The sequence below is a fragment of the Bacillus sp. 7_6_55CFAA_CT2 genome (assembly GCF_000238655.1).
In the GTDB taxonomy this organism is placed as follows: Bacteria; Bacillota; Bacilli; order Bacillales; family Bacillaceae_G; genus Bacillus_A; species Bacillus_A cereus.
Map to the genome: position 1 here is coordinate 470,507 of NZ_JH414710.1, position 14,679 is coordinate 485,185.

Sequence of the window (14,679 nt, forward strand, 5' to 3'; positions counted from 1 at the left end):
TGCCCGTAAAAGCCCGATTGGTGAGAGCTGATTAAAGTTTCACTTTATAGTATGAGAAAGAATGTATGAACTATACAAATAATTCACATATAGTCCATACACTTTTGATTTTGCAGAGTAGTTTAATTGTTTAACTCTTTAATAATTATATCCAAACAATGGGAAAGACGTACATGTGCGTCAGGAAAAATATCTAGTTGATGAAGATAGTATTTTAAGGAACTTTTACACCATTGGTAAGCACTAAGTAGAGCTGCTCTATAGTCCGTAGTATTTTGTAAAAAGCCATATTCTTTTGCTGTTATAACAAGGTGTGTGAAATCTTCACAACCTTGAAGGAGCTTATTGTGTATTTGTTGTCCAGCATGGTAGCGAAATTGACTTAAAGGCTCAGAAATGTATATTGCATTTCCTTTAGAAAGTAAAGAAATCCATGAGGCCATATCAACACTACAAGAATATTGTCGCTCTTTAAGGGTGCCAAAAGGTTCAGTGAGCAATTCCTTTCGGAACAAAGTAGTTGTAGGCTCACCGATAATGTTGTGTCCGCCCTTTAACATCCAATTACCTAAAAATATCCCGTTTAATGGGGTATCTTCACTATATAACCTTTGTGTTGGATGGGAATCACCTATTAGATTTCCATGATCATCAATACGTACTCGATAAGAAGTAACAAGAGCAAGGTTTTTATTGGGATCTTGCTCAAAATAGGCCATCATTTTTTGTATTTTATGCTTATAAAACACGTCATCGTCCATTAAAAAATTTATATACTCACCATTTGATTTTTCTATGAGCATAAGGTCATTGTGAAATTGTCCTAGAGTAGGGATATTTCGAATGTATGTTATATTTTTATAATTTGGTAAGTATTGTTCACGTATTAAAGTTGCTGTTTCATCATTTGTACTATCATCTCCGATGATGATTTCAATATTAGAATAAGTTTGTGCCAATGCACTTTCTAGAGCAATTTTGAAATAATGAGGCCGATTATAAGTGGGAATAAGGATGGAAACGAGAGGTGGATTTTTTTCATTCATCATACATAACTTCCTTTCAGAAGCTTTTTTTTGTAAGAACAATATCTTGGTAACTTGTATATTCATGTCTGCCGCACCATAAACCGTAATGCGGCTTATTGATTATTTCTAGGCCGTACTTATTCAATAGATTGCAAATATCTGTCTCAGGATAAGCAACTGCGAAATTCGGAATATCTTTATTTACAACGTAGCAATTTTCGATTCGATGATAAAAACCTAATGTACTTTGTCCTGCATTTAAATAATAGGCCGATTCAGGATTTATAAGAAAGAATGTAATGAAACATCTCCCGTCTTTTTTTAATACACGTACAATTTCAGATACGTAATGTTCTAATTCTTCTGGTAGAAGATGCGTAAATACAGAAGTTAAAAAGATAAAATCGAATGTCCCGTCTTCATAGGGAAAACGATATTGAGAGGCATCTTCTTTTCCTTCTGGATTATAGAATTGATTGTATATGTCAACATGTTCAAAGTGAAAATTATTACGCATAGTTGAAATGTTATTTTGACACCAAGTAATTCCATCTTTAAACAAATCAAATCCATAATACGCTCCATCATCATGTAAGTAATTCAATAATGGTACAGCCATTCGGCCGACGCCGCAGCCTACATCTAATACTTTTTCATTTGGTTTTAAAGCGCCAATTTGAATAAAATGCTTTAGGAACTCTTTTCCAACTTTTTTGAAGTCGCCACCTACATATTGGACGAGTTCAGGAGGGGGGAGTAAAGTCATTTCTTTGTTAAGTTCACTCATGAGTATACCCCTTTCTTGTATGAGAAGATGCAGTAAATCTATTAATAAAATTTTTAATTTGTAGTGAGAGAACACAGGAAAACAATTGTTATATGTAAGGAGATTCCGAAAAAGAATACTTAATTGGATTAGAAGTGAGAGAAGGATGAGTGAAAATGAAATCTCCTATAGATTAAATCTTTTTTATTCTTTTCTCCAATAAACGCCAAATACATCAATTTTAGTAATAGGGGCTTTTAAATTTCGTTGGTTTCTAAAGTCTGTCACAGCCTCAGCGCATGGCGGTAGCCCGTAGTCATCGATAATTATATAGCCACCTTTAGAAACTTTATCATATAAGTTCACGAGACCATCCATTGTGGATTCGTACATATCACCATCAAGCCGTGCAATTGCTATTTTTTCAATTGGTGCTGTTGGTAAAGTATCTTTAAACCAGCCTTTTAAAAATTTCACTTGATCATTTAGTAAATCATATTTTTTGAAATTCTCTTGTACTTGTTCTAAAGAGACGCGTAAGTAATCGAATGTGTGCAAATAATCACCGTAATCTTTTGGATATTGTTCTAGATTCGGTGCTGGCAAACCTTCAAATGAATCAGCGACCCACACATTACGATTCGTAATGTTGTTTGCTTGTAAAAAACCATTCATAAAAATGCACGATCCTCCGCGCCATACACCTGTTTCAATAAAATCTCCCTCTATATTTTCACGAACAACAGTTTCCATTGCCTCTTGTAATTGGTTCATACGTTCTCGACCGATCATGCTATGTGCTGCTCTTGGCCAATCCATTCCATCATGGCGTTCACTTTTTGAAACATTTGGTTTTACAATTTTTAAGTTATGGTTTTCAGCATATTGCTTAATGAATAAAGGGAGGGGGACTGTAACTGGCTCGAATTCTAGTTCTTTTGAAATATGTAGAGATGCGGGTAAGTATGCCTCATATTCTAACCATATTTCAAATAAAATGGTCTTCTTTAGCAATTCGAGATAAAGCTGAACAGCAGATTTACTTTCCATATTTGTGCCTCCTGCAAAATGTCATACAACAATATGATTATGTACATAATGGACGTTTCATGATTGAATTTGAAATTGAAAAAGCAGTAAAACTGATATCAGTTTTACTGCTAAGTAAAAAATTAAGCAATTTTTTCAATAATAATGGATGCACTCGTGCCAAGAGCTAATGATAATCCAAGTCCTGTAACAATTACTTCAACTAATGATGGAGTTGTCGTAATTTGCGTAATGGCTTGAACAACGATAGGTGATCCAACTGAAATTAAACTCGTTCCAGTACCTGGTACAGGTACTCCGTTCACTTGGATTGTAAGACCTCCTAATAGACTTACTGCTGCAGTGTATACGATAACAGTAATTTTATAGAATCCAGTTTCACTAATTACGAAAGTATCAGCATCTAATTGAGAAATTGCTGTACCAAACTGAGATCCAACAGTATTAAATGGTACTGGAGCATTAAGTCCAAGATCCAAAGAAATCCCAGCGGAGTTAAATGCATATAGTCCTGCTGGAAGTCCTAGTCCTGATGGTCCAGTCGGTCCAGTAGGTCCAGTAGCCCCAGTTGGTCCAGTCGGTCCAGTAGGTCCAGTAGCCCCAGTGTCACCAGTCGGCCCCGTAAGTCCAGTAGCCCCAGTGTCACCAGTCGGCCCCGTAGGTCCAGTAGCCCCAGTGTCACCAGTCGGCCCCGTAGGTCCAGTAGCCCCAGTGTCACCAGTCGGCCCAGTAGGTCCAGTAGCCCCGGTGTCACCAGTCGGCCCCGTAGGTCCAGTAGTCCCAGTGTCACCAGTCGGTCCCGTAGGTCCAGTAGGCCCAGTCGGCCCAGTCGGTCCCGTAGGTACAGTAGGCCCCGTAGGTCCGGTCGGTCCAGTAGGCCCGGTCGGCCCAGTCGGAAGGGTAAACGGTGGTATCGGTGGTAATGTAGGTCCTACAAGATTAGGGTCAAATGCACTAGCTGATAAAGATTCATCGGGATTTAATCCATTTGAATAATTATTATTTGACATAAATTCACCTCCATAAAGCGTTCATTATATAGTAGATGCAAAACCGAAAGAAAATGACACGGACATTTGAATTATTGAAAAGAAATCTTAAACTACTTGAACAATTTAAAAAAATGGAAAGTTTAGTATATGTATAACATATGATTGATTTGGAAGAGGGTGATTATGTTGAACAAGCAAGGAATTACAATTAGTTTATGTATGATTGTTCGAGATGAGGAGGAGACAATAGCCCGTTGTTTAGACACAGTTGAAAAAATTGTGGATGAAATTATAGTGGTTGATACAGGCTCCGTCGATCGAACGAAAGAAATCGTAGAGAAATACACTTCTAACATATATGATTTCCAGTGGATTGATGATTTTGCAGCAGCAAGAAATTTTTCTTTTTCAAAAGCGACGCAAGAGTATATATTGTGGCTAGATGCAGATGACGTCTTATTAGAAGATGCTCAAGAAGCATTGAAACTTTTAAAAAGAGAATTAGATCCTAAAATTGATGCTGTTTCGATGCCTTATCACCTTGCAATGGATTCTAACGGGAAACCTTTATATTGTACAAAAAGAAATCGACTTGTAAAGCGTGAAAAACAATTTCAATGGTTTGGAAAGGTTCATGAGTATTTAGCTATTTCTGGTGAGGTTTTTAGTAGTAATGTTGCTATTACACATAAAAAAGAAAAAAAGTAACAAATCGTAATTTGAAAATTTTTCAAAATACTGTAGCGGCAGGTGAAGAATTAAGTCCGAGAGATTTATTTTATTACGCAAATGAATCTACGGATAACCAAAAATATGATGATGCAGTTCTTCTATATGAAACATTTCTTAATCAAGACGAAGGATGGTATGAAGAGAAAATTTATGCATGTGGTAAGTTAGGAGATTGCTATGCAAAGCTCGGAATGTGGGAGAAGGCAATCGAATCTTGTGTGAAGTCGTTTCGGTATGACGTCCCTAGAGGAGAGAATTGTACAAGAATAGGATATATATATATGGAACAAGAAAAATATAATGAAGCGATATTTTGGTTTAAACTTGCTACGGAAGTACCAATGGCAACGGAAAGTCCTTTCCATAGTCCAGCTAGCTACACATGGCTACCCTATTTACAAATGTGTATTTGTTATAGCAGGTTAGGAGAGCAGGATAAAGCATATTATTACAATGAATTAGCAGCTTCTTATGTTCCGAATAATGCTGCAATTGAATATAACCGTAAATATTTTCGTGGAGTTTTTGATAAACCATATAAAGCGTAATAGGTTTCGTTTTTTGTAGAAATGATTTATCGTTATTCTAACTCTAATAGATTGGTTATATATTAGAGTATCAGTAACGTAACCAATATAGATAAAAAATTTTATACTGCTATTTGCGGACTAATAATCAATGGGGAGGAACAAAAACTGCACTTTATAGAATTCATATGAGATTTATATTTCTAATTCAATTTGCATAAGGAGTGTGTGAAATGAATCGCGAAAAAAGTTCTTTATATGAAGAAAAATCCGAACATTATTATAATGCAGCGAATCCGAATTTATTAAAGCATATAAAAAAGGAATGGAAAGAAGTTCTTGATATTGGTTGCTCGAGCGGTGCATTGGGAGCGGCTATTAAAGAAAATGGTACACGTGTATCAGGAATTGAGGCGTTTCCAGAGGCGGCAGAAAAAGCGAAAGAAAGACTAGATCATGTTATTTTAGGGGATATAGAAAAAATAGATCTTCCTTATGAGGAGGGGCAATTTGATTGCGTCATATTTGGGGATGTATTAGAGCATTTATTTGATCCGTGGGCTGTAATAGAAAAAGTAAAGCCATATATAAAGCAAAATGGTGTGATTCTAGCAAGTATACCAAACGTTGCTCATATTTCAGTATTAGCTCCCTTACTTGCTGGAAACTGGACGTATACAGAATATGGTTTATTAGATAAAACACATATTCGTTTCTTTACATTTAATGAAATGCTAAGAATGTTTTTAAAAGCAGGATATGTTATTAGTAAAGTAGATCGTGTATATGTTGATCATAAAATGTATGAACCGCTTATTGAGGAGTTATATGGAATTTGTAAAAAATATCGTCTTGGAAGTGGCTTCATGGCTGAGACAGTTGTATTTCAGTATATTATTGAAGCTGAAAAATCACAATTATGAGTGCTGCAGACAAAACAATATTATTTGTTACATGTATAAATGATCGGAAATTGTATGCAAACTGCGTGCGTCATATATTGCAATTGTTAGTACCGCCAGGGTATATTGTACAATTTATGCCGATTCGAAATGCGAAAAGTATGACGAGTGGATACAATCAAGCCATTTCGCATCCAGCGAAGTATAAAGTTTATTTACATCAAGATGTTTTTATTATAAATAGGGCTTTTTTATACGGATTACTTCAATTATTTGAGGAACATGAACACCTTGGGATGATTGGGATGGTTGGAGCGCAATATGTTCCTCCGACTGGCGTATGGAACGAAGGGCGTGGAATTGTAGGAAAGGTCATTGGTTATATGAATGATTTGTTTTATATGGCAAGTTTAGAACAACCATATCATGAATCAAAAACATTTATTCCTGTAGAATGTATTGATGGTTTATTAATGGCGACACAATATGATGTTCCGTGGCGAGAAGATTTATTTGACGGATTTGATTTTTATGATGTATCTCAATCATTTGAATTTAAAAAAGCAGGATATACAGTCGGTGTACCTGTACAGCGCGATGCTTGGTGTATCCATTATCATTTTGATGTGAATATGACGAACTATGAAAAGTATCGGAAAATATTTGTGGAACACTATATGTCAGATGTAAATAAGGAAGAATAAAAGGGGGGACAAAAATGAAAGATCATACAATATTAGTTGTTGTTTGTGTAAATAATGAGGAGCTTTTCAAACAATGTGAGAGCCAAATAAGAAACATTTTTGTTCCCCCAGGTTACACAGTACAAATTTTTCCGATACGAGATGCACAAAGTATGGCAAGTGCTTACAACCGAGCCCTTTCATATCCAGCGAAATACAAAGTGTATATACATCAAGATACATATCTTATTAATCGAGACATGTTTTCTACACTTATATCTCTGTTTAAAGAAAATGAAAAGCTTGGTTTAATAGGAGTCGCTGGGGCTCAGTTTTTACCGAATAACGGGATATGGTGGGAAGGGAAAAATTTAGTAGGGAAAGTGATTGAGTATAGAAGACGGAATTATCAATTATTAAATTTAGATCAGGTTTTTTATGGTAATCAACCATTTTTGTCAGTTCAGGCAATTGATGGTTTATTCATGGCAACGCAGTATGATATTCCGTGGCGAGAAGATTTGTTTCAAGGGTTTCACTTTTATGATGTGTCACAGTCTTTAGAGTTTCAAAGGGCTGGTTATTTAATTGGTATCCCAAATCAAGCAAATTTATGGTGTATTCATTACAACGGGGATGAGTTTGATGCGGATACATATGAGAAGTACCGGAAAGTGTTTGTAGAACATTACAAAGATATATTATCTCCATCATAAAGGAGAGATGCAAAGTGAAAGGAATTATTTTAGCAGGTGGTACTGGATCGAGATTATATCCAATAACGAAAGTAACGAATAAACATTTACTTCCTGTTGGTCGGTATCCGATGATTTATCATGCGGTATATAAGCTAAAACAATGCGATATTACAGATATTATGATTATTACAGGTAAAGAGCATATGGGGGATGTTGTTAGCTTTTTAGGGAGTGGTCATGAATTTGGAGTGTCCTTTACGTATCGTGTGCAAGATAAAGCGGGCGGGATCGCACAGGCGTTAGGACTTTGTGAAGATTTCGTCGGGAATGATCGTATGGTAGTTATATTAGGGGATAATATTTTTTCAGATGATATTCTTCCGTATGTTGAAGAGTTTGCAAACCAAAAAGAAGGTGCGAAAGTGCTATTGCAATCTGTAGAAGATCCCGAAAGATTTGGCGTAGCACATATTCAAAACCGAAAAATAGTTGAAATTGAAGAAAAGCCGAAAGAGCCGAAAAGTTCTTATGCGGTTACGGGAATTTATTTGTATGATTCGAAAGTCTTTTCTTATATTAAAGAATTAAAACCTTCTGCACGGGGAGAACTTGAAATTACAGATATAAATAATTGGTATTTAAAGCGAGGGGTACTTACTTATAATGAAATGAGCGGCTGGTGGACTGATGCGGGAACTCATGCTTCGCTTCAAAAGGCGAATACGTTAGCACGGGATATTAATTTTGGGAAACAGTTTAACGGAGAATAGGTGAGAATATGAAAGTTGTAGAAACAAATTTTACCGATGCAAAATTGTTAGAACCGAGGTTGTTTGGAGACGATCGTGGCTTTTTTTCAGAGAGCTATAATAAGCAGGTGCTAGAAACATTAGGGATAACGTATTCATTTGTACAGGATAACGTATCTTATTCGGCTAAGGCAGGAACGATTCGGGGACTACACTTTCAAAAAAATCCGAAAGCACAAACGAAACTCATTCAAGTTATGCAAGGGGCAATTTATGATGTTATCGTTGATTTACGAAAAAAATCACCGACATTTAAACAATGGAAAGGATATATTTTAAGTGCAGATAACCATCGGCAATTACTAGTGCCAAAAGGGTTTGCACATGGATTTTGCACGCTTGTCTCGCATACTATCGTTATGTATAAAGTAGATGAATATTATAGCGCAGAGCATGACTCAGGATTACTTTGGGAAGATAAAGATTTAGCAATTCCTTGGCCAGTAACCGATCCTATATTGTCCGATAAGGATCAGATATTACCATTACTAGAGGAATATGAAGATAGTTTTTAAGTAGGAGAGTTGTTTATGAATATATTAGTAACAGGTGGGGCTGGATTTATTGGAAGTAATTTCGTTCATTACATGCTACAAAGTTATGAAACATATAAAATTATTAATTACGATGCATTAACATATAGTGGGAATTTAAATAACGTAAAATCTCTTCAGGATCACCCGAATTACTCTTTTGTAAAAGGAGAAATTCAAAATGGAGAGCTATTAGAACACGTTATAAAAGAGCGAGACGTACAAGTGATTGTAAATTTTGCAGCTGAATCACATGTGGACCGTAGTATTGAAAATCCGATTCCTTTTTATGCTACAAATGTAATTGGAACGGTTACTTTATTAGAACTAGTTAAAAAATATTCGCATATAAAACTTGTGCAAGTGTCAACGGATGAAGTGTATGGCTCTTTAGGAAAAACAGGGAAGTTTACAGAGAAAACACCGTTAGCTCCAAATAGTCCATATTCTTCAAGTAAGGCGAGCGCGGACATGATAGCTCTATCTTACTATAAAACATATCAATTACCGGTTATAGTAACGCGTTGTTCTAACAATTATGGACCGTACCAGTATCCTGAAAAATTAATTCCATTAATGGTTACGAATGCACTAGAAGGAAAAAAACTACCGCTATATGGTGATGGTTTAAATGTAAGAGATTGGTTACATGTAACGGATCATTGCAGTGCGATTGATGTTGTTCTGCATAAGGGACGTGTAGGAGAAGTATATAATATAGGTGGAAATAATGAAAAAACAAATGTAGAAGTTGTGGAACAAATTATTACTCTTTTAGGAAAAACAAAAAAAGACATTGAATATGTTACAGATCGTTTAGGGCACGATCGTCGTTATGCGATTGATGCAGAGAAAATGAAGAATGAATTTGATTGGGAACCGAAATACACGTTTGAACAAGGATTACAAGAGACGGTGAAATGGTATGAAAAGAATAAGGAATGGTGGAAACCACTAAAAGACCAGTAAGGGGCATGTTAAATGAAAGAGAGGGTTATCATAACAGGAGCAAACGGTCAATTAGGAAAGCAACTATTTGAAGAGTTAGACTCTGAAGAATATGATATATATCCATTTGATAAAAAGTTATTAGATGTGACAAATATATCTCGAATACAACAAGTGGTACAAGAAATAAAACCACATATAATTATTCATTGTGCTGCCTATACGAAAGTAGATCATGCGGAGAAAGAACAGGATTTTGCGTATAGAATAAATGCAATCGGAGCTCGAAATGTAGCGGTTGCTTCACAATTAGTAGGGGCAAAGCTAGTTTATATTAGTACTGATTATGTATTTCAAGGTGCCAGACCAGATGGATACGACGAATTTCATAGTCCAGCGCCGATAAATATATATGGGGCCTCTAAGTATGCGGGGGAGCAGTTCGTCAAAGAGTTACATAATAAATATTTTATCGTTCGCACATCGTGGCTATATGGTAAATATGGAAATAATTTCGTGAAAACGATGATGCGATTAGGAAAAGAAAGAGATGAAATATCCGTTGTAGCGGATCAAGTTGGCTCTCCTACGTATGTGGCGGATTTAAATATGGTTATTAATAAGCTCATTCATACTTCTTTATACGGTACATACCACGTATCAAACAGTGGTTCATGCTCTTGGTTTGAATTTGCACAAAAGATATTTTCGTACGCCAATATGAAAGTGAATGTATTACCTGTTTCAACGGAAGAATTCGGGGCTGCAGCTGCGAGACCCAAATATTCTGTTTTTCAACATAACATGCTACGATTAAATGGTTTTTCACAAATGCCGTCTTGGGAAGAAGGATTAGAGCGGTTTTTTATAGAAACCAAAAGTCATTAACAAATTTCTGTTAATGACTTTTTTGTTTGCCTTTAAGCGGTTTTATGGTACTATAATTATAGTATCAGGTACTAATAACAAGTATAAGTATTTCTGGGAGGATATATCATGGAACTATTACAAGGGAAAACATTTGTTGTTATGGGCGTTGCGAACCAAAGAAGTATTGCATGGGGAATTGCTCGCTCTTTGCATAATGCAGGTGCAAAATTAATATTCACATATGCAGGAGAACGTTTAGAAAGAAACGTTCGTGAATTAGCGGACACATTAGAAGGACAAGAATCACTTGTATTACCTTGTGATGTAACGAATGATGAGGAACTTACAGCTTGCTTTGAAACAATTAAACAAGAAGTAGGTACTATTCACGGTGTAGCACATTGTATTGCTTTTGCAAATCGCGATGACTTAAAAGGTGAGTTTGTAGATACTTCTCGCGATGGATTTTTACTTGCACAAAATATTAGCGCATTCTCTTTAACAGCTGTAGCAAGAGAAGCAAAAAAAGTAATGACAGAAGGCGGAAATATTTTAACGTTAACATACCTTGGCGGCGAGCGTGTTGTGAAAAATTATAACGTTATGGGTGTTGCGAAAGCTTCATTAGAAGCGAGCGTGAAATATTTAGCGAACGATTTAGGTCAACACGGTATTCGTGTTAACGCTATTTCTGCAGGACCAATTCGTACGTTATCTGCAAAAGGTGTAGGCGATTTTAACTCAATCTTAAGAGAAATTGAGGAGCGCGCACCACTTCGTCGTACAACAACTCCAGAAGAAGTTGGCGATACAGCAGTATTCCTATTCAGTGATTTAGCACGCGGTGTAACAGGAGAAAACATTCACGTTGATTCAGGGTATCATATCCTAGGATAAATATAATATTAATTTTTAAAGGACAATCTCTAAATGCTGAGATTGTCCTTTTTATTTGTTCTGAGAAAGAACGATTTTTAACGAAAGTTCTTACTACGTAATGAATATAACTATAATAGTACACGATTTATTCAGCTACGTATGGAAGTGGGAGGGACGAGTGTGAAGAATAAAAATAAAAGTTCAACAGTTGGAAAACCGTTGTTATATATTGCGCAAGTAAATTTGGAACTTGCTGCACCGAAAATAAAAAGGATTATCTTAACAAACTTTGAAAATGAGGATCGAAAAGAGAGCAGTAATAGAAACGAAAATGCTGTAAGCAGTGCTGTGGAAGAGGTAATAGAACAAGAACAACAAGAAGAGCAGCAAGTGGAAGAAAAAATAGAAGAAGAAAAAGAAGAACACATAGAACAAGAAGAGCAAGAACCAGAATCAGTAAGAACTGTCCCGTATAATAAATCATTTAAGGATATGAATAATGATGAAAAAATTCATTTTTTACTAAACCGCCCTCATTACATTCCGAAAGTAAGATGCAGAATAAAAACAGCTACAGTCTCATATGTTGGATCGATCATATCGTATCGTAATGGCATTGTATCTATTATGCCGCAAAATAGTATGAGAGATATTAGGTTGTCTATAGATGATATCCAATCGATTAGTATGGCCGGTTTTTAAATATGTAAAGGTGGTAGAAAGCTTCTACCACCCCAATAGTTTTTTAGTTTACTTTACGATAGAAACGTCGCGTAAGCATTGAATTGCACAGAAACAGCTTAAATCAACAGTAATGCAAGTAGTTGTAGATATTAATCTTGCATTTGGTACAGCTAAAAACGTACAAATTGGATCGTCACCAGGTGGTACCGGAGAACTGTCACCTAATACTACAGTTAATACACGTAATACAGCACAGCTATCGTCATCTACACTTTCCACACGGAAAATTGGAGAACGGCAGCTAGTAAGGCTTGAAGATGGTGCAAATGCTTCAAAAGGTTCTCCAGTTTTTGTGTATAAAATAAAAGGGCGTGTATTTGCTACTGATGCAGTATTATGTGCACCTAAAAATGGGATTTCACAACCAGATCCACATGTTGTTGTAGAACAATCTTGTAATTCATTGATGAATTTAACAACGTCAACTACACAATGAGAAGAGCCATGGTGTTTATTTTCGTTACAACTCATTAATGTCACTCCTTATCTTCTTGTTTGTATTTACATTAATAAGATATTGGAGTCGAGGAGATTTGGTCACAATCTCAAGACCTTTTTTTTAAATAGGCGAAAGAGGATAAGGGAAGGTGGAATTATGCTGTTTACAAGCTGGTCTTTTATTTTTTATTTTTGCGTTAGCTGCCTTTAGGCTCACTCGTTTAATTGTTTATGATAAAATTACAGCCTTTTTGCGAAGACCATTTATTGATGAATTAGAGATTACGGAGCCGGATGGAAGTGTATCAACGTTTACAAAAGTGAAAGGTAATGGATTAAGAAAGTGGATTGGCGAATTATTAAGCTGTTATTGGTGTACAGGTGTATGGGTTAGTGCTTTTTTATTAGTCTTATATAATTGGATCCCTATCGTTGCGGAACCGTTACTTGCATTATTAGCTATTGCAGGAGCAGCAGCCATCATTGAAACAATTACAGGATATTTTATGGGAGAATAATATATTTTCATAATACGAGAAAAAGCGGAGTTTAAAAGAATGAGGGAACGGAAATAAAGAGTTGTTCATATAGTAAATAGACAGAATTGACAGTAGAGGAGATGTTTGCTGTGAGCAATAATCCAAGGCAGAATTCATATGACCTGCAGCAGTGGTATCATATACAGCAACAACACCAAGCACAACAACAGGCATATCAAGAACAATTACAACAACAAGGATTTGTGAAGAAAAAGGGATGCAATTGCGGGAAAAAGAAGAACACAATAAAACAATATGAAGAATGAAACACTCATGCTACTGTGAGTGTTTTTTATTATGTATAAAAGCGGTATTTCTGTATTAGAATACCGCTTTTTTACTAGCTAATTTGTGCAACTGTTAATGCTGCCGCACGGATGTCTACAGTTCCAATTAACTCAACTGGCACAATTTGAATTAAGTCACCAGGATTTAAGTTAATAAGAATAACACCACTGGATACATCTACTTCACCAGTACCAATAACGTTAGAACGAACTGCTGTACCTGATCCAGGAATAATGTTAGCTGGTGTATTTAATGATAAGAAGAAACGACCAGCTTCTGGTGCAGTAGGTACGTTATCAAGACTAATTGTTAATGTATAACTAATTTGATAAATACCAGCTCGCAGAATTCGAATGCCATCTCCGACACTTACTGTATCGTTGATTACAGGAACAGTAATATTTGGGTTTGGACTTACACTAGGTAATAGTAGTGGTGTAAATAGTGAAGCGAACTGAGGTGCAGAAGCATTGAAAGCAAAACCAAAGGCAGGTAGTGTACTAGCTGGTTTTGCCTCACAATCGATTTTAGTAAATTCGCAATCAGAAGAGAACATGTTTTTCACTCCTTTATCTGTTTCTACTTTCAGTTAATGAAAAGGACAGGTTCTATGTTCTAGACAAGTTCCCAATTTTAAGAAATTTACATAAGAATACTCTTTAAGCATGGATTGGGTGGCAGAATTATCTGCCACCCAATCCATGCTTAACTCATTATTTAGTTTTAAATAGAAACATCACGTAAGCATTGAATAGCGCAGAAGCAACTTAAATCAACAGTAATGCAAGTGGAGGTTGATATTAGTCTTGCATTTGGTACAGCTAAAAACGTACAGATTGGGTCGTCACCAGGTGGTACAGCGGTACCATCACCTAAAACTACAGTTAATACACGCAATACAGCACAGTCATCATCATCTATACTTTCTACGCGGAAAATGGGAGAACGGCAACTAGTAAGGCTTGAAGATGGTGCAAATGCTTCGAAAGGTTCTCCAGTTTTTGTGTATAAAATAAAAGGACGTGTATTCGCTACTGATGCATTGTTATGTGCACCTAAAAATGGAACTTCGCAACCAGATCCACATGTTGTCGTTGCACATTCTTGTAGTTCATGTATAAAACGAACGACATTCGATACACAGTTGAAATCACACTCATGTTGATGATCTTCATTACAATTGCAGCTCATTATGTTCACTCCTTCTCGTGAGTTCTGACATACACTATTACAATATGAGTGGGATATGGCTG

Annotated in this window: 17 protein-coding genes and 2 pseudogenes; 12 read left to right on the top strand and 7 right to left on the bottom strand. The window is 36.0% G+C overall.

From position 1 onward, the window contains the following. Nucleotides 1–122: 122 nt before the first annotated feature. The 4 genes from HMPREF1014_RS18025 to HMPREF1014_RS18040 form a co-directional block, all read right to left on the bottom strand. Nucleotides 123–1,049, bottom strand: a complete 927-nt coding sequence (locus HMPREF1014_RS18025) for a glycosyltransferase family 2 protein (RefSeq protein WP_009327247.1) — start codon at nt 1,047–1,049, stop codon at nt 123–125. A 13-nt stretch (nt 1,050–1,062) separates the two neighbouring features. Continuing rightward, nucleotides 1,063–1,815 carry a class I SAM-dependent methyltransferase gene (locus HMPREF1014_RS18030; RefSeq protein ID WP_001292834.1) on the bottom strand — a complete coding sequence of 251 codons (753 nt, stop codon included), beginning with the start codon at nt 1,813–1,815 and terminating at the stop codon, nt 1,063–1,065. Between the two features lie 183 nt (nt 1,816–1,998). Continuing rightward, nucleotides 1,999–2,844, bottom strand: coding sequence for a TylF/MycF family methyltransferase (locus HMPREF1014_RS18035; RefSeq protein ID WP_000444386.1), 846 nt, complete (start codon nt 2,842–2,844; stop codon nt 1,999–2,001). A gap of 122 nt (nt 2,845–2,966) precedes the next feature. Beyond that, the gene (locus tag HMPREF1014_RS18040) at nt 2,967–3,854 is read right to left on the bottom strand and encodes a BclA C-terminal domain-containing protein (RefSeq protein ID WP_000069717.1); all 888 of its coding nucleotides are present in this window, start codon (nt 3,852–3,854) and stop codon (nt 2,967–2,969) included. A gap of 165 nt (nt 3,855–4,019) precedes the next feature. Between HMPREF1014_RS18040 and HMPREF1014_RS32245 the strand changes: the two are divergent. The 10 genes and pseudogenes from HMPREF1014_RS32245 to HMPREF1014_RS18090 all read left to right on the top strand — a co-directional run bounded on the left by HMPREF1014_RS32245 (nt 4,020) and on the right by HMPREF1014_RS18090 (nt 12,119). Then, nucleotides 4,020–5,116, top strand: a pseudogene (locus tag HMPREF1014_RS32245) (glycosyltransferase). 212 nt (nt 5,117–5,328) lie between these two features. Continuing rightward, the gene (locus tag HMPREF1014_RS18050; protein WP_001078431.1) at nt 5,329–6,018 is read left to right on the top strand and encodes a class I SAM-dependent methyltransferase; all 690 of its coding nucleotides are present in this window, start codon (nt 5,329–5,331) and stop codon (nt 6,016–6,018) included. Beyond that, nucleotides 6,015–6,701 (top strand): glycosyltransferase family protein, encoded by a 687-nt coding sequence (locus HMPREF1014_RS18055; protein ID WP_001271183.1) that lies wholly within the window; start codon nt 6,015–6,017, stop codon nt 6,699–6,701. Before HMPREF1014_RS18050 ends, HMPREF1014_RS18055 begins: the two co-directional genes overlap by 4 nt. Nucleotides 6,702–6,715: 14 nt before the next feature. After that, entirely contained in the window at nt 6,716–7,396 is a 681-nt protein-coding gene (locus HMPREF1014_RS18060; RefSeq protein WP_000651520.1) for a glycosyltransferase family protein, read from the top strand. A 14-nt stretch (nt 7,397–7,410) separates the two neighbouring features. Then, nucleotides 7,411–8,148 carry a sugar phosphate nucleotidyltransferase gene (locus HMPREF1014_RS18065; protein WP_000676160.1) on the top strand — a complete coding sequence of 246 codons (738 nt, stop codon included), beginning with the start codon at nt 7,411–7,413 and terminating at the stop codon, nt 8,146–8,148. An 8-nt stretch (nt 8,149–8,156) separates the two neighbouring features. After that, nucleotides 8,157–8,702 carry a dTDP-4-dehydrorhamnose 3,5-epimerase gene (gene rfbC, locus HMPREF1014_RS18070; protein WP_000869414.1) on the top strand — a complete coding sequence of 182 codons (546 nt, stop codon included), beginning with the start codon at nt 8,157–8,159 and terminating at the stop codon, nt 8,700–8,702. Nucleotides 8,703–8,717: 15 nt separating this feature from the next. Then, nucleotides 8,718–9,689: a dTDP-glucose 4,6-dehydratase gene (gene rfbB, locus HMPREF1014_RS18075; RefSeq protein ID WP_001024168.1), complete on the top strand. Its 972-nt coding sequence runs from the start codon at nt 8,718–8,720 to the stop codon at nt 9,687–9,689. Nucleotides 9,690–9,701: 12 nt separating this feature from the next. After that, nucleotides 9,702–10,556, top strand: coding sequence for a dTDP-4-dehydrorhamnose reductase (gene rfbD / locus HMPREF1014_RS18080; RefSeq protein WP_000664648.1), 855 nt, complete (start codon nt 9,702–9,704; stop codon nt 10,554–10,556). Nucleotides 10,557–10,664: 108 nt separating this feature from the next. After that, nucleotides 10,665–11,435 (top strand): enoyl-ACP reductase FabI, encoded by a 771-nt coding sequence (fabI, locus tag HMPREF1014_RS18085; protein ID WP_000421885.1) that lies wholly within the window; start codon nt 10,665–10,667, stop codon nt 11,433–11,435. 141 nt (nt 11,436–11,576) lie between these two features. Then, entirely contained in the window at nt 11,577–12,119 is a 543-nt protein-coding gene (locus HMPREF1014_RS18090) for a spore coat CotO family protein (RefSeq protein ID WP_080008921.1), read from the top strand. A gap of 48 nt (nt 12,120–12,167) precedes the next feature. Here the strand turns inward: HMPREF1014_RS18090 and exsY are convergent, their stop codons facing one another. Continuing rightward, nucleotides 12,168–12,632, bottom strand: a complete 465-nt coding sequence (gene exsY, locus HMPREF1014_RS18095; RefSeq protein WP_001277744.1) for an exosporium assembly protein ExsY — start codon at nt 12,630–12,632, stop codon at nt 12,168–12,170. A 124-nt stretch (nt 12,633–12,756) separates the two neighbouring features. Here exsY and HMPREF1014_RS18100 point away from each other — a divergent pair. Further along, nucleotides 12,757–13,117, top strand: a pseudogene (locus HMPREF1014_RS18100) (DUF1360 domain-containing protein). A 101-nt stretch (nt 13,118–13,218) separates the two neighbouring features. Then, nucleotides 13,219–13,404: a hypothetical protein gene (locus tag HMPREF1014_RS18105; protein ID WP_029948404.1), complete on the top strand. Its 186-nt coding sequence runs from the start codon at nt 13,219–13,221 to the stop codon at nt 13,402–13,404. 74 nt (nt 13,405–13,478) lie between these two features. Here the strand turns inward: HMPREF1014_RS18105 and exsF are convergent, their stop codons facing one another. Next, a complete protein-coding gene (exsF, locus tag HMPREF1014_RS18110) occupies nt 13,479–13,982 on the bottom strand; it encodes an exosporium protein ExsF (protein ID WP_000492942.1) in 504 nt (167 codons plus the stop codon). A 167-nt stretch (nt 13,983–14,149) separates the two neighbouring features. Then, nucleotides 14,150–14,617: a spore coat protein CotY gene (gene cotY, locus HMPREF1014_RS18115; protein ID WP_001277719.1), complete on the bottom strand. Its 468-nt coding sequence runs from the start codon at nt 14,615–14,617 to the stop codon at nt 14,150–14,152. Between the last annotated feature and the right edge of the window lie 62 nt (nt 14,618–14,679).